Source organism: Streptomyces ipomoeae 91-03 (assembly GCF_000317595.1).
Classification (GTDB): Bacteria; Actinomycetota; Actinomycetes; order Streptomycetales; family Streptomycetaceae; genus Streptomyces; species Streptomyces ipomoeae.
On sequence record NZ_AEJC01000530.1, the window covers coordinates 16567 to 41338 of the forward strand.

The following is a 24772-nucleotide window of genomic DNA, read 5'->3' on the forward strand; positions in this document are numbered from 1 at the left end:
GGAAGAGGACGCCGTCGTGCGGCGCCAACCTGCGCGCACCTGTTACCGGCGCGCGCTCCCTCTTCTCTCTCACTCACCGTGGAGTGTCACCAGTCATGAAGGCTTCTCGTATCGCCGCCGTCGGCGCCCTCGCCGGTTCGGCCGTCCTCGTTCTGTCCGGTCCCGCGTTCGCGCACGTCAGCGTCGCGGCGGAGGGCACGGCGGCCAAAGGCGGGTACGCGACCGTCAACTTCAAGGTCCCCAACGAGCGCGACGACGCCTCGACCACCAAGCTCGAAGTGAACTTCCCGACCGACCACCCGCTCGCCTCGGCCCAGCCCGAGGCCGTCCCCGGCTGGAAGATCCAGGTCACCAAGTCCAAGCTCGACAAGCCGCTCGAACTGCACGGCGAGCAGATCGACGAGGCCGTCTCCAAGATCACCTGGACCGCCGACGGGGACGGTATCGAGCCGGGCTTCTTCCAGAAGTTCCCGGTCTCCATCGGCCAGCTCCCCGAAGACACCGACGAACTGGTCTTCAAGGCCCTCCAGACCTACTCCAACAAGGAGGTCGTCCGCTGGATCGAGGTCCCGCAGGACGGCCAGGAGGAGCCCGACAACCCGGCGCCCGTGCTCGCGCTGTCCGCCGCGTCCGACGACCACCACGGCTCGTCCGGCGCGTCCACCGCCGCCGACGAGTCGGAGGATGCCGGCAAGGACGCCGAGGCCGCCTCGAACGAGACCGCCGCCGCGCCCGCCGACACCAGCGACACCACCGCCCGCGTGCTCGGCATCGTCGGCATCGTCGTCGGCGCGGCGGGCGTCGCGTACGGCGTCATGGCCGGCCGTCGGCGTACGGACGCCTGAGCCTCCGGCTGCCTGAGGCTCCAGCTGCCTGAGCCTCCGGCTGGCTGAAGTTCAGGCTTGCTGAGGTTCAGGCTCCTCTTTTCCTCCCCCTCGGCGCGCACGCGGCAGTCGTACGGCACCGCCCGGCGGCCCGGTCAGGCACTACCGGGCCGCACCACGGAACCTGTCGACCGCGACGGCGTACACCCCCGTGCGCGCCGGGACTCGAACATCTGGGACATTTCTCTATGCGCACCAACACGAAGAAGACGAGGACGTACGCGGCCGGCGCCCTGCTCATCGCGGCCGTCCTCACCCTCTCCGCCTGCGGCAGCGGCGAAGACTCCACGGCGTCGGTCACCGAGGTCTCCAACACCGGCCCGAGGAAGGCGGCCACGGTCCTCGACCAGCCGTTCACCAAGCCGAATCTGGTCCTCACCGACACACACGGCAAGTCGTACGATCTCCGCAAGGAGACCAAGGGCAAGCCGACGCTGATCTACTTCGGCTACACCAACTGCCCCGACATCTGCCCGCTGACCATGAACAACCTCGCGGTCGCGAAGAAGGAGGCGGCCAAGAAGCTGTCGCAGTCGGAGATGGCGAACCTCCGGCTCGTCTTCGTCACCACCGACCCGGAGCGGGACACTCCGACAGAGCTCGGCAAGTGGCTCAAGGGCATCGACCCCGAGATCGTCGGCCTCACCGGCGACTTCGACGAGATCCAGGCCGGCGCCCGTACCCTCGGCATCTCCATCAACCCGCCGACCAAGGACAAGAACGGCAAGACCATCTCCGAACACGGCACCCAGGTCATCGCGTTCTCACCGAAGACCGACGGGGGCTACGTCCTCTACGGCGAGGACGCGACCGTGCAGGACTATGAGAAGGACCTGCCGAAGCTGCTCAAGGGCCAGAACCCGTGAGGCGGCGACTCGTCGGTCCCGGTCTGAGTCTGATCACCGCCGCCGCGCTCGTTCTGACCGGTTGTGGCTCCTCGGATCCTTCGGATTCTTCGGGTTCCTCGGATTCCTTGGCTACTTCCGGTTCCTCCGCCGCCAAGCTGTCCGTGAAGGCCGCCTACATGCCGCAGCCGGTCTCGGACTCCATGGCGGCCGGTTTCCTCATCGTCGAGAACACCGGCGGTACGGCGGACGAGCTCACCTCCGTCACCAGCGACCTCGCCCAGGACGTCACCGTCCACAGGACCACCGGGCAGTCGATGCAGGAGGTCTCGTCCCTGAAGGTCCCCGCCGATGGGGAGCTCGTGTTCGAAAGCGGCGGAAACCACCTGATGTTCGAAAACCTGAAGCGCAGGCCGAAGGAAGGCGAGACCGTGTCCCTGCGGTTGAACTTCACCAAGTCCAAGGCCATCACGGTCGAGATGCCCGTGAAGTCGGCGACGTACCGGCCGACCACCGGGCACTGAGGGAGGGAACCCCGTTGAGGCCCTTGAGCAGGTTGGGACCGTCGAGCGGGTCGACGCATGATCGGCCGTCGAGCCGGTTGAGGCGGGATCGGCCGTCGAGCCGGTTCAGGCCGCTGCTGCTGGTGCTGCTCGCCGTCCTCGGGGCGCTGTTCGCCGGAGCCGCGCCGGTCTCCGCGCACGCCGCGCTGACCGGCAGCGATCCACAGCAGGGATCGGTGGTCGAGGAGGCGCCGTCCCAGGTGTCGCTCACGTTCTCCGAGAAGGTCGCGCTGTCCGACGGCTCGGTGCGCGTGTACGACCCCAAGGGCAAGCAGGTCGACACCGGCGACGTCACCGATCTCGGCGGCAACAGCTACGGGGTGGGCCTGCACTCCGGCCTGCCCGACGGCACGTTCACCGTCACCTACCAGGTGGTCTCGGCGGACAGCCACCCCGTCTCCGGTGCCTTCACCTTCTCCGTGGGGGCGCCCTCCAAGACGACGGCCGTGGTACCCGAGCAGAGCGCCGGGGGCGGGGTCGTCGGGGGCCTCTACGGGTTCGCCCGCTATCTGTCGTACGCCGGTTTCATCCTGCTGGTCGGCGGCGCCGCCTTCGTACTGGCCTGCTGGCAGCGCGGCGCAGGCGTACGTCCCGTGCAGCGGCTGGTCGTCACCGGCTGGCTCACGCTGACCGCCGCCACCCTCGCCATGCTGCTCATGCGCGGCTCGTACACCGGCTCCGGCAAGCTCGGCGACGTCTTCGACCTGGACCTCCTCGGCCAGGTCCTCCAGACGAAGGCGGGCGCGGCCCTGGTCTCCCGCCTGCTGCTCCTCGCCGCGGCGGCCCTCTTCATCGCGGTGCTGTTCGGCGCGTACGCGCGACGGGACGCGGATGTCGAGGACACGGACGAGGAGATCCCCGAGGTTTCGGAGAAGCCGGAGGAGTCGGAGGCGGAGGACTCTGACAGCTCTGAGGACTCTGATGATTCGGAGGACTCTGACGGCTCGGAGGACTCTGACGATTCGGAGGAGTACGACGACTCCCTCCGGAGAGATCTCACCTTCGGGCTCGCCATCGGCGGTGGTGTGGTCGCCATCGGGCTCGCCGCGAGCTGGGCGATGTCCGAGCATGCCTCGACCGGTATCCAGACAGGCCTCGCGATGCCCCTCGACGTCCTGCACCTGCTGGCGGTCGCCGCCTGGCTGGGCGGTCTGGCGACGCTGCTCGTGGCGCTGTTCCGGGCGCCGGCCGACGCACCGATCGAGACCGCGGCCGTACGACGCTTCTCGCGAGTCGCGTTCGGCAGCGTGCTCGTACTGGCCGCGACCGGGATCTACCAGTCGTGGCGGCAGGTCGGCACCTGGTCGGCACTGACCGACACGTCGTACGGGCAACTGCTGCTGGTGAAGATCGGCCTGGTCACCGTGCTCGTCGGGATCGCGTGGATCTCCCGCCGGTGGACGGAACAGCTGGCGGAGGCGCCGGCCGCAGGGGAGGCGGAGGCCGAGAAGGGCGTCACGGATGCCGACAAGGGCGTCGCGGAGTACCCCGTGGCGTCGGTTGCGGAATCCGCCGTGACGTCCGTCCCGGAGCCCGACGTCGAGGCCGTTCCGGAGCGCGTGCTGGAGAAGGAACCGGCGGTCGCCGTCTCGGAGAGGAAACCGACAACAGCCGCCGCGGAGAAGACGCCGACGGCGTCGGCCGGGGCCACCGTCGGCGATTCCGAGCGGGCCGCCCAGCTGGCCCGGCAGCGGACCGCGGTGGCCAACGCGCGCGAGAAGCGGATACGGAACGCCGATCCGGGCCGTACGGGTCTGCGCAAGTCGGCGCTGGCGGAGGCGGGCGTCGCCGTCGTACTGCTCGCCGTCACAACGGCCCTGACGTCCACCGAGCCGGGGCGCACGGTGGAGGAGGCCAAGGCGGCCAACGCGGCCGTGACACAGGAGGCGGAGCAGTCCGGGGCACTGGCGCTGGACATCCCGTTCGACACCGGGGGCAAGGACGGCAAGGGCGTGGCCCGCCTGGAGATCGACCCCGCGCGCGTGGGCGCCAACGAGATGCACGTCTACGTCCAGCGCCCCGACGGCAAAGCCTTCGACGTCCCCGAAGTGAAGGTCGCCTTCACCCTGGAGGCCAAGAAGATCGGCCCCCTGCCCGTCGTCCCCGACCACCTCGCCACCGGGCACTGGTCGGCCAACGGCGTACAGATCCCCATGGCGGGCGACTGGAAGATCGAAATCACCGTACGGACATCCGACATCGATCAGGTGACCGTAGGCAAGAACGCGAAGATCGGCTGAACGAGATCATGGCTGACGCTGACCAGTCCACGATGGACCCGTCCGAGGGAAGGGACGCCCCCGTGAGGGCCAAGGGACCGGGCGCCTCCGTGGAGGCCAAGGAGCCAGGCGCCTCCGTAGAGGCGCGGGGAACCGCACGGGGAACTGCGCGAGCAACCGCAGACGCCCCGCGGTCGCCATCCGCCCCCAAGCAGTCACGGCGAGGCAGCGACGCTCCACCCGCACCTTCGGAACCGTCCGGCCCGTCCCGTACGTCGAGCCCTTCCACCGATGGGATCTCCCGGCGCCGCCTGCTCGGCACTGCCGGAGCGACCGGCCTCACTTTCGGCGCGGTCGGCGGCGCCGCCGGGTACGCGGCGGCGTCCTCCTCCTCGGCCGAGAAGGCCACGCCGCTGTCCTCCCTGGGCGCGGGACAGGTGCCGTTTCACGTGAAACATCAGCCCGGGATCACGACCCCCCTGCAGGCCCGTGGTCACCTCATCGCCTTCGACCTGGCCGCCGGCGCCGGGCGCAGGGAAGCCGCCGCGCTGATGCGCCGCTGGTCGGAGACGGCCCGGCGACTGATGGCCGGGGAGACCTCCGCGCAGGACGACACCGGCATCGCCCTCGACGCGGGGCCGTCCTCGTTGACGGTGACGTTCGGCTTCGGGCACAGCTTCTTCGCCCGGACCGGCCTGGAGAAGCAGCGCCCGGACTCCCTGGACCCGCTGCCGGACTTCTCCTCGGACCAGCTGGACAAGGCACGCAGCAACGGTGACCTGTGGGTGCAGATCGGCGCCGACGACTCGCTCGTCGCCTTCCACGCCCTGCGCGCGATCCAGAAAGACGCGGGTGGCGCGGCCCGGGTGCGCTGGCAGATGAACGGGTTCAATCGTTCGCCGGGTGCCACGTCCCATCCCATGACCGCGCGCAACCTGATGGGCCAGATCGACGGCACGCGCAACCCCAAGCCGACCGAGCCCGACTTCGACGAGCGGATCTTCGTGCCCGCGTCCGCCGGTGGGTCGGGCGAGGGCGCGTCGGACGACCCGGCGTGGATGGCGAACGGTTCGTACGCCGTCGTACGCCGTATCCGGATGCTCCTCGACGACTGGGACGAGTTCTCGCTCAAGGAGCAGGAGGACGTCATCGGGCGCCGGAAGTCCGACGGCGCGGCGCTGAGCGGGGGCGCGAAGGCGACCGAGACGACCGAGATGGACCTGGAGAAGACCGACGCCCAAGGCAATCTGCTCGTCCCGATCAACGCGCACGCCCGTATCACGCGCCCCGACCAGAACGGCGGCGCGGCGATTCTCCGCCGCCCCTTCTCCTTCCACGACGGCATCGACGCGAAGGGCGTCCCCGACGCCGGCCTCCTCTTCATCTGCTGGCAGGCCGACCCCCTCCGCGGCTTCATCCCCCTCCAACGAAAACTCGACCGCGGCGACGCCCTCTCCACGTTCATCCGCCACGAATCCAGCGGCCTCTTCGCGGTACCGGGGGGAGCGGCGAAGGGGGAGTACGTGGGCCAACGCTTGCTGGAGGGCTAGCCGACGGCCCAGTCTTCCTGGCTGCGAAGTCGAGAGTGGGGAGGGTGGGCGCGGCGGCACCCTGCACGCGCTGGCAAGCGGAACCCACCCCCGCCCAGCGCCGGCACCGGCACCGGCACCGGCACCGGCCCACCTTGCACCGACGTCAGCCCACAGCGCTGGCCCTCGAAGTTGCGCAAGGGCGCCCCAGAGCCACAGGTCGCCCCGCAGGGGTGGTGGGCGCCGGTGCGTCACCAGGCCCATTAGGGTGAGTGCCATGCCAGCCAGCTACGTGTACCTCGGCCCCGAGGGCACCTTCACCGAGGTCGCCCTGCGCACGCTGCCGGAGTCCGCGACCCGCGAGCTCATCCCGATGGTCTCCGTCCCCGCCGCCCTCGATGCCGTCCGCAACGGCGACGCCGAGGCCGCCTTCGTCCCGATCGAGAATTCCGTCGAGGGCGGCATCACCACCACCCTCGACGAACTGGTCGCCGGTGCCCCGCTGATGATCTACCGCGAGGTACTCCTCTCGATCACCTTCGCCCTGCTGGTCCGCCCGGGCACGAAGATCTCCGAGATCAAAACGGTCACCGCCCACCCGGCCGCCCAGCCGCAGGTCCGCAACTGGATGAAGGCCAACCTCCCCCCGGACGTCGTCTGGGAGTCCGCCGCCTCGAACGCCGACGGCGCCCGCCTCGTCCAGGAGGGCCGCTACGACGCCGCGTTCGCCGGCGAGTTCGCGGCCTCCCGGTACGGCCTGGAGGCCCTGGAGACCGGCATCCACGACGCGGAGAACGCCCAGACCCGGTTCGTCCTGGTCGGCCGCCCCGCCCGCCCCGCCGCCCCGACCGGCACCGACAAGACGTCCGTCGTCATCTGGCAGCGCGACGACCACCCCGGTGGACTGCGCGATCTGCTGGGCGAGTTCGCCGTCCGCGGCGTCAACCTCATGCTCCTGCAGTCCCGCCCGACCGGCGAGGGCATCGGCAACTACTGCTTCGCCATAGACGCCGAGGGCCACATCTCCGACCGCAGGGTCGCCGAGGCGCTGATGGGCCTCAAGCGGATCTGCCTCCAGGTGCGCTTCCTCGGTTCGTACCCGCGTGCGGACGCCGCCGAGGCGAAGGTCCGGCCCAGTCTGCCGGGCACCTCGGACGCCGAGTTCGTGGCGGCGGCGGAATGGGTGGCGCGCTGCCAGGACGGCCGGTTCTAGTCGTCCAGCAAGTCCCAGGCCGGTCCTACCTGCTTATTTTCTTTGTCCACAGAAGTTATCCACAGGTGGGCTTCTCGACCTGGGGGCAAGTCGACAACGTTGCACCATTCAGTCGATAAATCATTTCGTCGAGCCCCACTCTGTCCACACCCTCATAGATCACCCTTCTCCCGCCCGTTCCCTCCGGTCAATCCATTGGAGTGACCCAATTCGAGCGAATCCACTCGAAAGGGGGAGTGAAGGTGGTTTGAGCCAGGAATCCCGGGGTTGACACCCACCCTTCGAAACGATCATCCCCGAAGTCCACAGATCTTTCGCACAGCCTGTGGATAACTCTCCGGCGCTGTGGATTCCTGTGGACAGCCGAGCCAAGTTCCATACGACACACGGAGGACGAGTCGGCCAAGGGCCACTCCAGCACCCCCCTTTCAGGCAATCCACCCCGGTTCATCGACTCCCTCGACTCTCACCACAGCATCCGACATTTCTCTCAAAATGGCCAAAGGAGAGGCGTACTGCAATTCCAGGTCGTGGGCCGGAACCACTCACCGGTAGCCTTGAGGAGTGATTGACCTTCGCCTGCTCCGTGAGGACCCCGACCGTGTGCGCGCGTCCCAGCGCGCCCGTGGAGAGGACGTCGCCCTCGTCGACGCCCTCCTGTCTGCCGACGAGCGGCGCAGGTCCTCCGGCGTCCGCTTCGACGAACTCCGCGCCGAGCAGAAGTCGCTCGGCAAGCTGATCCCCAAGGCCTCCGGTGACGAGAAGGCCGAGCTGCTGAAGAAGGCGAGCCAGCTCGCCGCCGATGTCAAGGCCGCCGACGCCGAGCGCGACGCGGCCGACGCCGAGACCCAGCAGCTCCTCCTCCAACTCGGCAACCTCGTCCACCCCGACGTCCCCGTCGGCGGCGAGGAGGACTTCGTCACGCTGGAGACGCACGGCGAGATCCGCGACTTCGCGGCCGAGGGCTTCGAGCCCAAGGACCACCTGGAGCTCGGCACGCTGCTGGGCGCCATCGACGTCGAGCGCGGCGCCAAGGTCTCCGGCTCGCGTTTCTACTTCCTGACGGGCGTCGGCGCCCTCCTCGAACTCGCCCTGGTCAACGCGGCGATGGCCCAGGCCACCGCGGCCGGCTTCACACCGATGCTGACCCCGGCCCTGGTCCGCCCGCAGTCGATGGCCGGCACCGGCTTCCTCGGCCAGGCCGCCCAGGACGTGTACCACCTCGACAAGGACGACCTGTACCTGGTCGGCACCTCCGAGGTCGCGCTGGCCGCGTACCACATGGACGAGATCCTCGACGCCGACCGTCTCCCCCTGCGCTACGCGGGCTTCTCCCCCTGCTTCCGCCGCGAGGCCGGCTCGCACGGCAAGGACACCCGGGGCATCTTCCGCGTCCACCAGTTCGACAAGGTCGAGATGTTCTCGTACGTCGCTCCCGAGGACTCCCAGGCCGAGCACCAGCGCCTGCTGGAGTGGGAGAAGCAGTGGCTGACGTCGCTGGAACTGCCGTTCCGCGTCATCGACGTCGCCTCCGCCGACCTCGGCTCCTCTGCCTCGCGCAAGTTCGACTGCGAGGCGTGGATCCCGACCCAGGGCAAGTACCGCGAGCTGACGTCGACCTCGGACTGCACCGAGTTCCAGTCCCGCCGACTGCAGATCCGCGTCCGTGACGGCAAGCAGGTCAAGCCGCTGGCCACCCTCAACGGCACCCTGTGCGCCGTCCCGCGCACCATCGTCGCGATCCTGGAGAACCACCAGCAGGCCGACGGCTCCGTCCGCGTCCCCGAGATCCTGCGTCCCTACCTGGGCGGCCGCGAGATCCTGGAGCCGGTAGCCAAGTGAGCGAAACGGCGAAGCCCGAGGACGCCAAGGAACCCAGGAAATCAAAAGACCCGAAGGACCTGGAAGATCTGAAGGATCTGAACGACCTGAAGACCCCCAGGACCTTCATACGGCCGGAACCCCCCTCAAACACGGCGGACTCCACAGGCACCGTGGCCTCCCCGAATTCCTCCGGCCCCTCGGGCTTCCCGTACAAGCTGATCGCGACCGACCTCGACGGAACGCTCCTGCGCTCCGACGAATCAATCTCCGATCGCACCCGTGAGGCACTCGCCGCGGCCACCGCGGCGGGCGCCGCCCACATCGTCGTCACCGGCCGAGCCGCCCCCTGGACGCGGCACATCCTCGAAGACCTCGGCTACCAGGGCCTGGCGGTCTGCGCCCAGGGCGCACAGGTGTACGACGCCGGGGAGCACCGTCTGCTGACCTCGGTGACTCTGGACCGGCAGCTCGCCGCCGTGGCCCTCGCCAAGATCGAGGCGGAGGTCGGCCCGCTGTTCCTGGCCGCCAGCCGCGCGGGGCTGGAGGGCGAGATACTGGTCGGCCCCGGCTACGCCCTGCACGGCTCGCTCCCCACCACACCGCTCACGGACGTCACCGACCTCTGGGCGGCCCCGCTGAACAAGATCTACATCCAGCACCCCACTCTGACCTCCGACGAACTCGCCGAAGCCTCCCGCCAAGCCGCCGGCGGCTTCGTCACGGTCGCCATGGCAGGCGAGGGCATCGTCGAACTCCTCCCCCTCGGCCTCACCAAGGCCACCGGGCTCTCCCTGGCCGCCCGCCGCCTCGGCGTCCACCGCACCCACGCCATCGCCTTCGGCGACATGCCCAACGACATCCCCATGCTCACCTGGTCGGCCCACGGCGTAGCCATGTCCAACGCCCACGCCTCCCTCAAAGCCATCGCCGACGAGGTGACCTCCTCCAACGAGGCCGACGGCATCGCTGAGGTTCTGGAACGCCTACTGCCCTAGCAACGCCAAGAGCTACCAACCACCCACCGGGCACCTGTCAACCAAGGCCCCGCCCAGCCCCAACCCGGGCCCTTCCCTCACATACCCCAGCCACAAAACCCGGCCACGTCACAGCGACAGCGATCCGGCGGAGGATGCACGACTCGAACGTGCGCGGGCGTCCACACCCGACCACGGCTCAGCAAGCCGGTGCCTTACCACTCGGCCAATCCTCCGGGTGGGCGGCCCACGCGAAGCTGACTCGCGTGCTCGAAGCGGCCGCCCCGGGCAGCACCCTGGTGGCGGACTCGACGGAGGAGTAACTACTCCGGAACCCGCTGCGGGCTACCCTGTCGGGAACTCCGCGTACAGCGCCCGATGAGCGACATCGCCGAGTTCCTCTCCCAGTTCATGACGCCGATCCGATCCGGCGACCCGAACATCAACCACTCTGCCCAGAAGCCGAGTCGACCGCCACCGAATAACCACCGCCCGCCCGTCCGCCGCGCGGCACGGTCACCGACGCCGCCACCTGCGCCGCCGCGCCTTGCTGAAGAACCACCCGGCAGGCGGCTCATCCGACCGCCACGGCTGGGGATCCGGAGCCTGTTCCCGCCAACGCGCCGCAAGCATCCGAGCCCGCGCCGACGGCTCAGCCGCCTCCGCGGCCCGTATGAAGTCCTGGTCCAACACGACGTCATCCCAGCCGTCCCCGGCCGCGCCGCCACCGTTGGAGCCGGCACCGACCTCACCCTTTGAACCGACGCCGACCTCGCCCCCGGCACCGGACCCGGACGCGGCCCCCTCCTCAGATGAAGCCCCGGCACCGGATCCGGCCACATCGCCGGACCCGACCACGCTCAAGCGACCCGGCCCACCCTCGCAACCCGCCCCACTCCTGAGGCCGGCTCCACCCTCGACGTCTGTCCCGGCCCCGGCACTGGTTCCAGGCTCGGCGCCCGGCCCCATCCCGACAGCGGATTCAAACTCCGCACCCGAGCCGCCCCCAGCCGCGCCTCCGGTCGCCGCGCCTTGCCCTTCACCGTCGTTGGGCGTTGCCTCCGTCGCCATCCCCGTTCCTCCTGACTCCTGGCCGCCCTTCCTGGCCATGTATGCCCGTTCGTCCCCCTCTTGCCCAGTGTGCCGGGACGTGCGTGAAGCCCCCGTCAAGACCGAGAGACCCCTGTCAAAACCGAGAGAGGCGACCCTCCGGGGCTGCGCACCCCGGAGGTTGCCGTCACTCCTCCCCGGCCAGCTTCAGCGTCCGCAGCTTCTGCCCGGCGTACCAGGTCGCGCCCAGCGTGACGACCGTCAGCAGGATCACCGCGGTCGGCAGCCCCACCTCGGAGGTGATCAGATCGCCGTCGGTGACCTTGTGGGCCACGGCGAGCGCCCACTGCTGAACGCTGAGCGTGCGCGCACCCTCCACCAGCGACCCGAACAGGGCCTCCCAGACGAGCGCGTAGACGAGCCCGAAGACCACCGCGTGCCGGGTCACCGTGCCGAGGAGCAGGAACATCGCCGCGTACGCTATCGAGGCGACCAGCGCCGCCACCGTGTAGGCGACCGCGATCTGCTGCCCGTTGCCGTTCAGGATCAGGCCCGCGAGCAGCGTCGGTATCGCGGAGAACGCCATGGTGACCGCGATCGCCACGATCAACTTCGTAAAAATGATCGTCGGCCGCTTCACCGGCTTGGCCAGCAGATACACCACGGAGCCGTCGTCGATCTCCGGCCCGATCGCGCCCGTTCCCGCGATGACGCCGATGATCGGCACCATCGTGGCGAGCGCGAATCCGCCGAGGAGGTCCGCGGCCACCTGGTCGTCGGCGCCGCTCAGCACGCGCACGGCCACGGAGATCACGATCAGCAGCAGGGGCAGCGCGCCGAGGATGAGGGCTCGGCGTCGGCCGAGCAGGGCTCGGTAGGTCAGCCGGGCGACTGTGGGGTCATACATCTTCGGCCTCCTACGCCGCGACCAGATACGAGAAGACGGACTCGAGGGACTCGTCCGACGGCGAGACAGTGAGCAGCCGGATGCCGTGGTCCCGGGCCACCCTGGGCAACAGCGTCGTGAATCTGCCGAAGTCGACGGCCTGGATACGCAAGGCGCCCTCGGTCAGGTCCACTTCGATGCCGGCGGTCGACGGGTCGGCGATCAGTGCGGCGGCCAGCGCCCGATCGTCACTGGAGCGCACCAGATAGCGGTGCGGGCGGTCGGTCATCAGGCGGCGGATGCGCCGGAAGTCGCCGCTCGCCGCATGCCGTCCGGCGACTATCACCTCGATATGGGCGGCCAACTGCTCCACCTCTTCGAGGATGTGGGACGAGAACAACACCGTGCGGCCCTCGTCTCCCATCCGCCGCAGCAGATCCATGAGCTGCATGCGCTGGCGCGGGTCCATGCCGTTGAAGGGCTCGTCCAGCAGGAGCAGCGACGGCTCGTGGACCAGCGCGGACGCCATCTTCACGCGCTGCCGCATGCCCTTGGAGTAGGTCGAGATCTGGCGGTCCTGCGCATACTCCATCTCCACCGTGGCGAGCGCCCGTTGGGCGGCCACCGCCCCCAACCCGTGCAGTTCGGCGTTGGCGACGACGAATTCGCGGCCGGTGAGGAAGTCGTACATCGCCTCCCGCTCGGGGACGATGCCGATGTGCTTGTAGATCTGCTCGTTGCGCCACACCGGCTGGCCGTCGAGGGTGACGGTGCCCGTGGAGGGGGCGAGGAAGCCGCCCATCATGTTGATGAGGGTGGACTTCCCGGCGCCGTTCGGGCCGAGCAAGCCGGTGACGCCGGGGCCGATCGTCATCGTGATGTCGTTGACCGCCACCACGTTGCCGAACCAGCGCGAGACGTGGTCGATGTTGAGCGTGGTCACAGCCCGGCCTTTCGGTAGCGGCGCATCAGCAGGCCGTAGCAGCCGGCGATGAGGCCCAGGACGATGAGGAGGTAGACGACTCCCTGCCCGCCGGAGGGACCGTGCCCGCCGGGGAAGTTGGAGGTGGCGCCGAGGAACGCCGTCTGTACGCCGTCTATGAGTGTGATCGGCGAGAAGAGGCCGAGCCAGGGCACCGCTTCCGTGCTGGACTGCACGTCGGCGATGGCCTGGACGACGGAGACGGCCCCGTAGGAGATGGTCAGGACGGCGATGACGGCCGCGATGCCGAAGCCGCGGCGCGGGGTGACCGCCGAGATCACCAGACCGATGCCGGCGAAGAGCAGCGACAGCAGTGCCACGGACACCAGTCCCTGTGCGAATCCCTTGGTCTGATCGGTGAAGTCGAGCTTGGCCAGCAGCGCGCCCACATAGAGCACGATCAGAGGCACGGTGGTGAGGATGAAGAGCGCCGAGGCCAGCGCCGTGAACTTCGCACGTACGTAGTCGGCGGTCTCGATCGGGCGCGAGAAGTACAGCGGCACCGTCTTGAAGCGCAGGTCGCGCGAGACGGACTGGGGTGCCTGGGAGGCGACATACAGGCCGATCACGGCCTGCATGATGATCGCGTAGTCGGTGTACTTGATCGGCAGGTCGTTGGCCTGGGTGGCCACCGCGACCGCCACCATGATGGCCGCCGGTACGCACATCACCGCGAAGAGCAGCATCGGCAGCACCTTGGACTTGGCAGAGCGGCCGAGTCCGTACGCGCCGCGCAGGGACTGCGAGTACAGCGAGCGGCGGGCGTAGGCGCGGCCCAGGCGGGGACCGTCGTAGCTGCGGTAGCCGATGTTGTGGATACGGCTCTGTTCGCCCGCGTGCGCGGGCTGTTCACCGGCGAGGGCCGGAACCTGTGTCCGGGTCTGCTCAACCGCCATGGCCGACCGCCTCCTTCCAGGCATCCTGCGTGCGCTGGGAAATCGCCTGCTCGTCGCTGTCCTTGAACACCTCGGCGATGTGGTGCCTGCGCTGCTCCATGCGGACCAGGCCGAGGCCCAGGTCGGCGACGACGTCGCGGATCAGGTCGTATGTCTCCTCGCCCTGGGCGGTGAGCAGCAGGATGTGCCCGGCACCCGGGAGGCCGCTGCCGTCCGAGACGGTCACTCCGCGCGCGTGGAGCGCCTCACGCAGCGCGCGAGTGCCGTCGGGGTGCTCGTCGGTGTCCGTGACCTCGATCGCGAGGGTTGCCGTGCTCTGTGTGAAGTCCCTGGTGGAGCTGGATCGCAAGAGCTTGCCGCCGTCGACCACGACGACGTGGTCGCAGGTGCGCTCCAACTCGCCGAGCAGATGGGAGGTGACCAGGACCGAGATGCCGAAGTCGGTGTGGATGCGACGGATCAGGCCGAGCATCTCGTCACGGCCGACCGGGTCCAGGCCGTTCGTCGGCTCGTCCAGGAAGACCAGCTGCGGGTCGTGCACCAGGGCCTGGGCGAGCTTCACCCGCTGCTTCATGCCTGTCGAGTAGCCGCCGATGGGGCGGTACCGCTCCTCGTACAGGCCGACGTGGCGCAGGGTGTCCGCGGTGCGCTCGCGCGCGGCGGTCGGCGGGAGGCCGGACATGCGGGCCATGTGCACGACGAACTCGGTGGCCGAGACGTCGGGGGGCAGGCAGTCGTGCTCCGGCATGTATCCCACGCGCTCCCGGATGGCGCCGCCGTTGCTCGCGACGTCGAGTCCGAGCACCTCGGCACGCCCCTCCGAGGCGGGGGACAGACCCAGAAGGATCTTGATCAGTGTGGACTTGCCGGCGCCATTGGCACCGACGAGTCCCGTCACACCGGGTCCGATGTCCACGGAGAGCCGGTCAAGAGCGGTCACCCTCGGGAACCGCTTGCTCAGGCTTTCAGTCGCGATCACAGTCACGTTTTCGACACTAGGGCCGGGGGACGTGGCGGTCGTCACCCCGCAGAGCTGTCTCCGTATCACTCTCGAGTCGTACGGGCCCGTAGGGGGCATCCACCCTCGGTTCCCCTAGGGGTCGCCCTGAGGTCGAACAACGGCGGGCCCGGACCGAGCGTCGGCGCTCGCGGCGAGCCGGGACACCGACGACGGTCGCGAGGCGGAACGCCGACCGGTCGCTGTGAGGTGGAACGACCGGCTTCGCCGTTTGGTGCCCTCGGCTCTTCAACGGATTCCGCCCCGCTTCCGGCCTCCACTTCCGCGCCCGCGAGTTTTCCACAGGCGCGGCACGCCCCTATTGACTCAGCCTCCAACGACTGTCACATTCATCAGTGTCACATTGCGAACACGGACGGTAGCCAACCGAGACGGGTGGGGATGGTGGCATGACCTCGGCGGTGACAGGCGAACGCGCGGCGGAGCTGCGGAGTTTCCGGAAGGTGCAGGCGCTCGCGTACGAGTGCGCGGAAGCGGTCGCGGCCCAGCTGAAGCCGGGTGTGACCGAGCGTGAGGCGGCGCGGATGCAGCGCCGCTGGCTGCGCGAGCGTGGCGTGCGGGACTGGTTCCATCTGCCCTTCGCCTGGTTCGGCGACCGCACGGCGTTCGCGAACTTCCGGATACCGCTGCAGTTCTTCCCCACGGACCGCCGGCTGGAGCCGGGCATGCCGTTCATTCTCGACCTGGCCCCCATATACCAGGGCTGCACGGCGGACATCGGGTACTCGGGCTGCCTCGGCCCCAGTCCTCTGCACGACAGGCTGATGGCGGACCTGGAAGCGCACCGCGAGCTGATCCTGCGCGAGGTGCGAGAACGACGATCGCTGCGGGAGATCTACGAAGATGTGGACCGGCTGATGGTCCGCCAGGGATACGCCAACAGGCATCGCGCGTATCCCTTCGGCGTCATCGCGCACAAAGTGGACCGGGTGCGAGAAGGGCGCTGGTCCCCGCATGTCTTCGGGTTCGGCGTGCAGTCGCTGAAGGGCCTGGCGGCCGACGCGCTGCACGGACACCGCGACGGCTGGTCGCCGCTGTGGTCGCCGTACCGGTTCTCCGACCATCCACCGCAGCCGGGGCTGTGGGCGGTCGAGCCGCACCTCGGCTTCCGGGGCACGGGCGCGAAGTTCGAGGAGATCCTGGTCGTCACCGACTCCCGCGACCCCGAGGAGAGCGCGTTCTGGCTGGACGACGACCTGCCGCACGTACGGCGATGGGCGGAGGAGAAGGGCCGATGAGCGAAGAAGGACACGTGACGGGCGGGGTGCGGCTCGAAGGCGCGCGGCGGCGACGGGTGCGCGGGGACGGGGTGGAGCTGGCCGTCGCCGAGCTGGGCGATCCCCAGCAGCCGACCGTAGTGCTCGTACACGGCTACCCGGACTCCAAGGAGGTCTGGTCCGAGGTCGCCGTACGGCTGGCCGAGCGCTTTCACGTGGTGCTGTACGACGTGCGCGGCCACGGCGGTTCGACGGCGCCGCGTCCGCTGCGCGGCGGCTTCACGCTGGAGAAGCTGACGAACGACTTCCTGGCGGTCGCGGATGTGGTCAGCCCCGACCGGCCCGTGCATCTGGTGGGGCACGACTGGGGTTCCGTACAGGGCTGGGAGTTCGTGACGGTCGAGCGAACCGAGGGCCGCGTGGCGTCCTTCACCTCGATGTCCGGCCCCTCTCTGGATCACCTCGGCCACTGGATCAAACGGCGCGTGCGGCGACCGACCCCGCGCCGGATCGGTCAACTCCTCGGCCAGGGCGCCAAATCCTGGTACATCTACCTGCTGCACACACCTGTGCTGCCCGAACTCGCCTGGCGCGGCCCCCTGGGCAAGACGTGGCCCGCCATGCTCCGGCGGGCCGAGAAGCTGCCCTCGGGCGGCTACCCCACACCGTCGCTGCCCACGGACGCGGCACACGGCGCTTGGCTGTATCGGGACAACATCCGAGCGCGCCTGGCCAGACCTCGCGACGACGCGTACGCACACGCGCCAGTGCAGCTGATCACACCCCTGGGAGATCCATTCCTCTCCGAACAGCTCTACGACGACCTGGAGTCGTGGACCCCTCGGCTGACCCGCCGCACCCTCCCCGCCAAGCACTGGATTCCTCGCACCCGCCCCGACCAGCTTGTGGCCTGGATCACCGAGTTCGTCACGGCCACCGAGGGCGGGCGGCCCGCGCCGGTGGCGACCGGGAAGTACGCGGACCGGTTCGGCGGGCAGTTGGTGCTGGTCACCGGCGCGGCGGGCGGTATCGGCCGGGCCACCGCCTTCGCGTTCGCCGAGGCCGGCGCCCGTGTGATCGCCGTCGACCGGGACGCGGAGGGCGCGGCCCGCACCGCGGAGCTGTCCCGGCTGGTCGGCGCCCCGGAAGCCTGGGCTGAGACGGTCGACGTCTCGGACGAGCAGGCCATGGAGAAACTCGCCGAGAGAGTCGCCGCGGAGTACGGCGTGGTGGACGTGCTGGTCAACAACGCGGGGATCGGGCTCTCGGGGTCCTTCCTCGACACCACTCCCGAGGACTGGCGGAAGGTCCTCGACGTCAACCTGTGGGGTGTCATCCACGGTTGTCGGCTCTTCGGCAGGCAGATGGTCGAACGCGGGCAGGGCGGCCATATCGTCAACACCGCATCGGCGGCTGAGTATCTGCCCTCCAGAACACTGCCCGCGTACAGCACCTCCAAGGCGGCCGTACTGATGCTCAGCGAATGTCTGCGTGCGGAGTTGGCCGGTCAGGGCATCGGGGTGTCGGCGATCTGTCCCGGCATCGTCAACACCAACATCACCTCCACCGCGCGCTTCGCCGGCGTCGACGCCGAGGAGGAGAAGCGCCGGCAGCGGAAGACGGCACGGCTGTACGGGCTGCGGAACTATCCACCCGAGAAGGTCGCCGACGCCGTCCTGCGCGCGATCGTACGCAACCAGGCGGTCGTCCCCGTCACCCCGGAAGCCCGCGGCGGCCGTCTCATGTCCCGTTTCGCCCCGAGAGCACTGCGCACCCTTGCCCGGCTGGAGCCGCCGCTGTGATTCCCCGACACGAGCACCACGCGTGCGAAGCGGACCCATCCGACTACGAGGCGGAGCACCACAAGATCGCCCCGCGCAGGGTCTCCTTCGACTGGGACAAGACCCCGCTCCACTGGATCCCCGACGAGCCCACCGCCACCCACGTCATCAATGTGCTGCATCTGCTGCTGCCGGCGGGGGAGCGGTGGTTCGTGAAGGTCTTCAAGGAGGGACTTCCGCTGGTCAGGGACCCCGAACTCCTCAAGGACGTGAAGGGGTTCATGGGTCAGGAGGCCACGCACAGCGTGCAGCACGCGTATGCGCTGGACCATCTCGCGGCGCAGCGCCTCGACACCGCGGACTTCACCAAGTACGTCGATTTCCTCTTCGAGAAGCTGCTCGGCGAGAAACCTCCCCTGGGAGCACCGATACCGCCGCGTGAATGGCTGTGCTTCCGGCTGTCGGTGATCGCGGCGATAGAGCAGTTCACAGCGGTGCTCGGCGACTGGGTACTGGCCGCCGAGGGGCTCGACCGGGCCGGGGCCGACGAGGTCATGCTCGACCTGCTGCGCTGGCACGGCGCCGAGGAGGTCGAACACCGCACGGTCGCCTTCGACATGTACCAGCACTGCGGCGGCCGGGGTCGGGCCCGCTACGCCCGCCGGGTCGCGGGCATGGCGGTCACGGCACCGGTGATGCTCTACCTCTGGGCATGGGGCGCCGTGTATCTCATACGTCACGACCCGCAGCTCGCCGGACGCGTGCGCTACTCCCTCACCGCGCACAACAGGGCCGTACGCAAGGGCCTGCTGCCCACCTGGAAAGAGCTCGGCGCGGCAGTCCCCCGTTATCTGCGCCGCTCCTACCACCCGTCGCAGGAGGGCTCTCTGCGGAGAGCGGTCGAGTATCTGGCGCAGTCACCTGCGGCACGTACAGCGGCGGGCGTCGTCGCACGGGCGGCGACGTAGGACAGCCCGGTCAAAAACGCAGGACGGCGTGGTCGCCGAAGGCGACCGGGACCGGGAAACAGCGCGGCGACGGACAACGCGCGAGGACGGCACATCTGTTGGCAGCGCACGGAGGCAGAAGGAGGCATGAGGAGCGTGAACGACGAACCGGCCGGGGCCGGGTACCGCATCGAGGACCTGGCGCACCGCAGCGGCGCGACAGTGCGGACCATCCGCGCCTATCAGGACCGCGGGCTGCTCCCCCGCCCCGAGCGGCGCGGCCGGGCAAACGTGTACTCGGACGCCCATCTGACCCGGCTGCACCAGATCGCCGACCTCCTCGACCGCGGCTACACCCTGGCCTCCATCAAGGAACTCCTGGAAGCCTGGGACACGGGCCGCGGCCTCGGTGGGGTGCTCGGCCTGGTCGCGGAGGTCGATGGACCCTGGACCGACGAGGAGGCCGTACGGATCTCGCGGGCCGAGTTGGTCGAGCGGTTCGGCGGCGCTCCGGACGAGGCGGCGGTGGCGGACGCGGTCGAGCTGGGCGTACTGGAGCCTGTGCCCGGCGAGGAGGACCTCTTCCTCGTACCGAGCCCCCAAGAGCTGTCCGTGGCAGCCGAGTTGCACGCGGCCGGTGTTCCACTGTCCGCCATCGCGGGTCATCTAAGGGAGTTGAGAGGGCAGGTCGAGCACATCGCGGCCCGTTTCCTGGACTTCACCACCGAGCATGTGTTCGCGCGCTACCTCGGGCAGCACCAGCCGCCGACCGAGACCGACGCGGACGAGGCGGCGGCACTCGTACGACGACTGCGACCGCTCGCCCAGCAGACGGTGGACGCCGAACTCGCCCGGGCGATGCGCCTGTTGGCCACCCGGCAGCTGCGTCGGCACCTCGGTTCGGAAACCCCTGCCGAGCCCCCGGACGAGTCGTGCTCGGTGCGGGTCCCCTCGTCCACAAGACGGGCTGTGGAGAAGCTCGTTGGCCCCGAGCAGGTTTCGGCGTTCATCACTGCGGCGGCCGAACGGGAGGTACAGTCACGCACCTTGGACGCGCTCACAGCAAACAGTCACGAAACAAGCGAACTTCATCAATCACCCTGATTCGGGCGCCGAGTTGTCCACAGAATCTTCAATTCCCTTGTGGATAACTACACTTGGTTGTGGATCAAACATCCGGAGCAAAATCAGATGCGTGACGCGCGTCTCGCCGGGCACGCTGGCGAGATGGATGAAAGACGCACCGTAAAGGTGTCGAAATACCTCTCGAAGCACCTGCGACATCAGCCGGAACGAATCGGGATCACGCTCGACGAGGCCGGCTGGGTCGAGATCGACACGCTCATCGCGGCAGCCACCGCCCACGGCTTCCGCTTCACCAGAGCGGAACTCGACCATGTGGTCGAGGCCAACGACAAGCGCCGCTTCGCCGTCGAGGGCAACCGGATTCGTGCCAACCAGGGCCACACCGTCGAGGTCGACCTCGGCCTGTCCCCGGCAACCCCGCCGCCGTACCTCTACCACGGCACAGTGGCGGCCTACCTGGGCGCGATCCGGGCCGAGGGACTGCGCGCGATGAACCGGCACGATGTGCACCTCTCGCCCGACCGCGAGACCGCCACCCGGGTCGGCGCCCGCCGAGGCCGCCCCGTCGTGCTCTCCGTGGACGCCGGCGCCATGCACCGCGACGGCCACGTCTTCCGCGTCAGCGACAACGGAGTGTGGCTGACCGAGGCCGTGCCGCCGAAGTACCTGCGATTCCCGGAGTCGCACTGAACCAGGCCGACTCTGGCATGACCGACCCGAAGCCGACCTGATCAGCCCGTCGGATCCGATCTGCCCCCGCCTTGACCTGGTCATCCAGTCGGACTCGACCCGGCCCGACCCGCCCGGTCGGCGGACCCGCCGACTCCGCTTAGGCTCGAAGCATGAGTCTGCGTCTGAGCACCGTGATCCTGCCGTACATCCGCTGGCACGAAGGCGGCCGTGCCATGTGGCAGCGGGCCGAGCAGCTCGGTTTCCACGCCGCGTTCACCTACGACCACCTGTCGTGGCGAAGCTTCCGGGACGGACCATGGTTCGGTGCCGTACCGACCCTGACCGCCGCAGCCGCCGTCACCGACCATCTGCGCCTCGGCACCCTCGTGACCTCGCCGAACTTCCGGCACCCGGTGACCCTCGCCAAGGAGCTGATCTCCCTCGACGACGTCTCCGGCGGCCGGGTCACCCTCGGCATCGGCGCCGGTGGCACCAGCTTCGACGCCACCGTGCTCGGCCAGGAGCCATGGGCCCCGCGCGAGCGTGCCGACCGACTGGCCGAGTTCGTACCCCTGCTCGACCGGTTGCTCACCGAGGACTCGGTGTCGTACGAGGGCGACTACTACTCGGCCCACGAGGCCCGCAACATCCCCGGCTGCGTCCAGCGCCCCCGGCTTCCCTTCGCGGTGGCCGCCACCGGGCCGCGCGGAATGCGACTCGCGGCGCGGTACGGGCAGGCGTGGGTGACCACCGGGGATCCCAAGCTGTACGAGACGGGCACCCCTGAGCAGTCGGTCGAGGCCATTCGCGGGCAGATCGAGAGGCTGGCCGACACGGCCGCCGCGATCGGCCGGGACGCGGCTGCCCTCGACAAAATCCTGCTCACCGGTTTCACGCCGGACCGCGGCCGACCGCTCGAGTCGCTGGACGCGTTCGTGGACTTCGCGGGCCGACACGCGGAGCTGGGCTTCACCGATCTGGTGATCCACTGGCCCATCCCGGACTCCGAGTTCGCGGCGAGCGAGAAGGTCTTCGAGCGGATCGCCATGGACGCCCCGGCCCAGTTGTCCTGAGCCCCGGACGGCCTGGCCGGGACATGGACGACGAGCCCCGGGTCCGCAGGACCGAGTCATGTACGACAGGTCACAGCGGCATAGGGTGACGAGTCGTATCGCCGCAGGTCACAGAGGCAAGCAGCGGCGCAGGCAAGCGGCCGTAATCATTCACCCGTGCGACCGTCCGCACGGCCGTGCGCGCATATGCGCGACAATGGGGTCCGTGACCTCAGCGACGAGACAGCCCGAGACCCCGGCCCCGACCGTCCCGCCCCGGCTGATAGCCACCGATCTCGACGGCACCCTGCTCCGAGACGACAAGTCCGTCTCCCCCCGCACGGTCGCCGCCCTCGCCGCCGCCGAGGAGGCGGGCATCGAGGTCTTCTTCGTCACCGGCCGCCCCGCCCGCTGGATGGACGTCGTGAGCGAGCACGTCCACGGCCACGGCCTCGCGATCTGTGGAAACGGCGCCGCCGTGGTCGATCTGCACGGCGGCCCCGGCGCCCATCGCTTCGTCAAGATCCGCGAACTGGCGCGTGAGAACGCACTCGACGCCGTACGACTGTTGCGCGACGCCGCACCCGGCACCGTGTACGCCGTCGAGCAGACGTACGGCTTCAACCAGGAGCCCGATTACCCGAAGCTCCACATGGAGATCCCCGACACCCTGGCGCCGGCCGAGAAACTGCTGGCCCCAGGCGGTGTCGCCGACCACGAACCGGTGCTGAAGATCCTCGCGTTCCACCCCTCGCTCGACCCCGACGACTTCCTCGCCACCGCCCGTATCGCCGTCGGCGACCGCGCCACCATCACCCGCTCCAGCCCCAGCGCCCTGCTGGAGATCAGTGGCCCGGGCGTCTCCAAGGCCAGCACCCTCGCCCTGTGCTGCGCCGAGCGCGGCATCTCCCACGAGGAGGTCGTCGCCTTCGGTGACATGCCGAACGACATCGAGATGCTCACCTGGGCGGGCCAGTCGTACGCCATGGGCAACGCACACCCGGAGGTCATCGCCGCCGCCTCCGGCCGCACCACCGCCAACAACGAGGACGGCGTCGCGGTCGTCATCGAACGCCTGCTGGCGAAGCGGCCGTAACACGCCCTAGGGTGCGTTTTGAAAGTGCTGGTCACAGCCACTCGTTGATGGCTGCGACCAGCACGGTCGCCTCGTAGCGAACTGCCAACTTGTCGTATCTCGTGGCGACAGCGCGGTGCCGCTTGAGGCGATTGATTCCGCACTCGACCGCGTGGCGCTCCTTGTAGTCGGCCTTGTCGAACTTAGGTGGCCGGCCGCCGTGGGAGCCGCGGTTCTTGCGGTTGGCGATCTGGTCGCGCTTCTCCGGGATCGTGCAGCGGATACCGCGCTTGCGCAGGTAGGCACGGTTCGCGCGGGAGCCGTACGCCTTGTCGGCACGCACCTTGTCCGGCCGGGTGCGCGGGCGGCCCGACCCGAGCCGGGGCACCCGGATGCGGCCCAAGACCACCTGGAACTGCGGGGAATCACCGCGCTGTCCTGCCGTGATGACCAGCGACATCGGTTTCTGGGCCTGCTCGACCGCCAGGTGGAGCTTGGTTGTCAGCCCGCCCCGGGAGCGTCCGAGCCCGTGGTCGTCGGGCTCGATGAACACACCGCCTGGCGGCTCGATCTGCAGATCCCCTTTTTGCGGGCGCCGGCCGCATGCTGGTGGGCGCGGGCGATGGTCGAGTCCACCGAGACGTCCCAGGTGATCAGTCCCTCGGCGTCGGCCTGGGCCTGCAGCTGTTCGAAGATGCGGTGCCAGGTGCCGTCCCGCTGCCAGCGGCGGAACAGGCCGTAGACCGTCTCCCACGGGCCATAGCGCTCGGGCACGTCCCGCCAGGAAGCACCGGCGCGGGTGCGCCACCGTATGCCGTCTATCAGTTGCCGCTTGGTGTGCACCGGTGGCCGTCCAGGCTTCTTGCCGACCGGGAGCAGGGGCTCCAGCTTCGCCCACTGTGTATTCGTCAGATCATGCCGCCCCACGAAGTGGGATCTTGACACATCAAGATCCACATATGAAACGCACCCTAGAGCTGCACCCCGCGCTTGCGCAGCCACGGCACGGGATCCACGCCCGACCCCAGTTCCGGTGTGACCCGTACCTCGAAGTGCAGGTGTGGCCCGGTGGAGTTGCCGGTGGTGCCCGACTGGCCGATCCACTGCCCGGGCGCCACCCGTTCGCCCTGGTCGACGGTGACGGCGGCCAGGTGCGCGTACTGCGTGTAGTAGCCGTCCCTGTGCTGGACGACGATCTCGATGCCGAAGGCTCCCCCGCACGACACCTTCACCACCCGTCCCTCGCCGACCGCCCGCACCGGTGTACCGATCGGCACCGCGAAGTCCTGTCCGGTGTGCCGACTGGCCCAGTGCTCACCGCCGCCGCCGAAACTCGCGGAGAGCTCGTACGTCTCCACGGGCGCGACCCACGCTCTGGTGCGGCCCGTTTTCGGCTGGTTCAAGCGGGCGGCGCCCCGGCAGGCACCGGCCGCGACCGCCGCGTCGGCCTGCCCCTGCAGCGTCCACCGCGCCTCTTCCAGCTTCTGCCGGATCTCCCGCTTGATCCCGGCGAGTTCGATGTTCCGCCGCTGCAGCGCCCGCCATGCCACCGCGGCCTTCGCCTCGTCCGCGGCCAGCCTCGCCTCGGCACGACGGCTCCTGGACACCGCGTGGTCAAACACCAGATCCGCCTGCCAGACGGCACGCTGCCCCCGCATCAGCTCCTTCGGGTCCTCCGCGAGCAGCATCTGCGCGGTATACGGCACGCCGCCACCCGCGCGGTACTGGGCGCGCGCGATCCGGCCGAGGTCCGCGTTCAGCGCCGCGATGTTCCGCCGCTCCCGGGTGAGCAGCGATTCCAGCCGCCGCGCCTGCGCCCGCTCTGCGTCCGCCGCCTTCCGCCCGGCCTCGTACTGCTGCGTCGCCACCGCCGCGTCCTCGAACAGCCGCGCCACCTGGGCGCTGACCCCGGCGTCACGGGAGGCACCTGGGGGTCCGCCACCATCGCTCCCGGCCGCTGTCGGCCGGGCGGCGAGAACCACGGCGGCACACAGCAGTACGGCGACGAGCAGCCGATGTCGGCGAGATGAACGCATGCCAGCGATCGTGGCCCGCACCT

22 protein-coding genes and 1 tRNA gene are annotated in these 24772 nt (G+C 69.4%); 15 read left to right on the forward strand and 8 right to left on the reverse strand.

Going from position 1 to position 24772, the window contains the following annotated elements; translation table 11 throughout:
- Positions 1–95: 95 nt before the first annotated feature.
- The 8 genes from STRIP9103_RS34440 (at position 96) to STRIP9103_RS34475 (ending at position 10072) form a co-directional block, all read left to right on the forward strand.
- Entirely contained in the window at positions 96–845 is a 750-nt protein-coding gene (locus STRIP9103_RS34440; protein WP_009329213.1) for a YcnI family copper-binding membrane protein, read from the forward strand.
- Between the two features lie 227 nt (positions 846–1072).
- The gene (locus STRIP9103_RS34445) at positions 1073–1750 is read left to right on the forward strand and encodes an SCO family protein (protein ID WP_009329227.1); all 678 of its coding nucleotides are present in this window, start codon (positions 1073–1075) and stop codon (positions 1748–1750) included.
- Positions 1747–2253, forward strand: coding sequence for a copper chaperone PCu(A)C (locus STRIP9103_RS34450; RefSeq protein WP_009329231.1), 507 nt, complete (start codon positions 1747–1749; stop codon positions 2251–2253). Before STRIP9103_RS34445 ends, STRIP9103_RS34450 begins: the two co-directional genes overlap by 4 nt.
- Before the next feature lie 77 nt (positions 2254–2330).
- Complete coding sequence (locus tag STRIP9103_RS34455) at positions 2331–4532, forward strand: copper resistance CopC/CopD family protein (protein ID WP_048821501.1); 2202 nt, start codon at positions 2331–2333, stop codon at positions 4530–4532.
- Between the two features lie 8 nt (positions 4533–4540).
- Positions 4541–6061, forward strand: a complete 1521-nt coding sequence (gene efeB / locus STRIP9103_RS34460; protein WP_009329224.1) for an iron uptake transporter deferrochelatase/peroxidase subunit — start codon at positions 4541–4543, stop codon at positions 6059–6061.
- 256 nt (positions 6062–6317) lie between these two features.
- Positions 6318–7253 (forward strand): prephenate dehydratase, encoded by a 936-nt coding sequence (gene pheA / locus STRIP9103_RS34465; protein WP_009329285.1) that lies wholly within the window; start codon positions 6318–6320, stop codon positions 7251–7253.
- 564 nt (positions 7254–7817) lie between these two features.
- The gene (gene serS, locus STRIP9103_RS34470) at positions 7818–9095 is read left to right on the forward strand and encodes a serine--tRNA ligase (protein ID WP_009329234.1); all 1278 of its coding nucleotides are present in this window, start codon (positions 7818–7820) and stop codon (positions 9093–9095) included.
- A gap of 152 nt (positions 9096–9247) precedes the next feature.
- Complete coding sequence (locus tag STRIP9103_RS34475) at positions 9248–10072, forward strand: HAD family hydrolase (RefSeq protein ID WP_048821516.1); 825 nt, start codon at positions 9248–9250, stop codon at positions 10070–10072.
- A 128-nt stretch (positions 10073–10200) separates the two neighbouring features.
- Here the strand turns inward: STRIP9103_RS34475 and STRIP9103_RS34480 are convergent.
- The 6 genes from STRIP9103_RS34480 to STRIP9103_RS34500 form a co-directional block, all read right to left on the reverse strand.
- Positions 10201–10287 (reverse strand) — tRNA-Ser (locus STRIP9103_RS34480).
- A 280-nt stretch (positions 10288–10567) separates the two neighbouring features.
- Positions 10568–10891 (reverse strand): SGM_3592 family protein, encoded by a 324-nt coding sequence (locus tag STRIP9103_RS53605; RefSeq protein ID WP_408995608.1) that lies wholly within the window; start codon positions 10889–10891, stop codon positions 10568–10570.
- Positions 10892–11288: 397 nt separating this feature from the next.
- Complete coding sequence (locus tag STRIP9103_RS34485; RefSeq protein WP_009329221.1) at positions 11289–12008, reverse strand: ABC transporter permease subunit; 720 nt, start codon at positions 12006–12008, stop codon at positions 11289–11291.
- Positions 12009–12018: 10 nt separating this feature from the next.
- Positions 12019–12930 carry an ABC transporter ATP-binding protein gene (locus tag STRIP9103_RS34490; protein ID WP_009329268.1) on the reverse strand — a complete coding sequence of 304 codons (912 nt, stop codon included), beginning with the start codon at positions 12928–12930 and terminating at the stop codon, positions 12019–12021.
- Positions 12927–13865, reverse strand: a complete 939-nt coding sequence (locus tag STRIP9103_RS34495; protein ID WP_009329301.1) for an ABC transporter permease subunit — start codon at positions 13863–13865, stop codon at positions 12927–12929. Before STRIP9103_RS34495 ends, STRIP9103_RS34490 begins: the two co-directional genes overlap by 4 nt.
- Positions 13855–14844: an ABC transporter ATP-binding protein gene (locus STRIP9103_RS34500; RefSeq protein ID WP_048821502.1), complete on the reverse strand. Its 990-nt coding sequence runs from the start codon at positions 14842–14844 to the stop codon at positions 13855–13857. Before STRIP9103_RS34500 ends, STRIP9103_RS34495 begins: the two co-directional genes overlap by 11 nt.
- Positions 14845–15272: 428 nt before the next feature.
- Between STRIP9103_RS34500 and STRIP9103_RS34505 the strand changes: the two genes are divergently transcribed.
- The 7 genes from STRIP9103_RS34505 to STRIP9103_RS34535 all read left to right on the forward strand — a co-directional run bounded on the left by STRIP9103_RS34505 (position 15273) and on the right by STRIP9103_RS34535 (position 22734).
- Positions 15273–16121, forward strand: coding sequence for a M24 family metallopeptidase (locus tag STRIP9103_RS34505; RefSeq protein WP_048821503.1), 849 nt, complete (start codon positions 15273–15275; stop codon positions 16119–16121).
- Positions 16118–17902 carry an SDR family oxidoreductase gene (locus tag STRIP9103_RS34510; RefSeq protein WP_009329260.1) on the forward strand — a complete coding sequence of 595 codons (1785 nt, stop codon included), beginning with the start codon at positions 16118–16120 and terminating at the stop codon, positions 17900–17902. The genes STRIP9103_RS34505 and STRIP9103_RS34510 overlap by 4 nt, the downstream gene beginning before the upstream one ends.
- Positions 17902–18849, forward strand: coding sequence for a metal-dependent hydrolase (locus STRIP9103_RS34515; RefSeq protein ID WP_048821518.1), 948 nt, complete (start codon positions 17902–17904; stop codon positions 18847–18849). Before STRIP9103_RS34510 ends, STRIP9103_RS34515 begins: the two co-directional genes overlap by 1 nt.
- Positions 18850–18975: 126 nt before the next feature.
- Positions 18976–19932 (forward strand): MerR family transcriptional regulator, encoded by a 957-nt coding sequence (locus tag STRIP9103_RS34520; protein WP_086019359.1) that lies wholly within the window; start codon positions 18976–18978, stop codon positions 19930–19932.
- 123 nt (positions 19933–20055) lie between these two features.
- A complete protein-coding gene (locus STRIP9103_RS34525) occupies positions 20056–20604 on the forward strand; it encodes an RNA 2'-phosphotransferase (RefSeq protein WP_086019360.1) in 549 nt (182 codons plus the stop codon).
- Between the two features lie 152 nt (positions 20605–20756).
- Complete coding sequence (locus STRIP9103_RS34530) at positions 20757–21659, forward strand: LLM class flavin-dependent oxidoreductase (protein ID WP_009329272.1); 903 nt, start codon at positions 20757–20759, stop codon at positions 21657–21659.
- A gap of 205 nt (positions 21660–21864) precedes the next feature.
- Entirely contained in the window at positions 21865–22734 is an 870-nt protein-coding gene (locus tag STRIP9103_RS34535; RefSeq protein ID WP_009329261.1) for an HAD family hydrolase, read from the forward strand.
- Between the two features lie 31 nt (positions 22735–22765).
- Here the strand turns inward: STRIP9103_RS34535 and STRIP9103_RS47480 are convergent.
- Together STRIP9103_RS47480 and STRIP9103_RS34550 are read right to left on the reverse strand one after the other, a co-directional pair.
- Positions 22766–23640 (reverse strand): IS5 family transposase gene (locus STRIP9103_RS47480; RefSeq protein WP_411572367.1). Its coding sequence is split into 2 segments (ribosomal slippage): positions 22766–23248 and positions 23251–23640, totalling 873 coding nucleotides; the frame shifts between segments, so codons are not numbered across the junction.
- Between the two features lie 44 nt (positions 23641–23684).
- Entirely contained in the window at positions 23685–24749 is a 1065-nt protein-coding gene (locus STRIP9103_RS34550; protein ID WP_048821519.1) for a M23 family metallopeptidase, read from the reverse strand.
- Positions 24750–24772 lie beyond the last annotated feature (23 nt).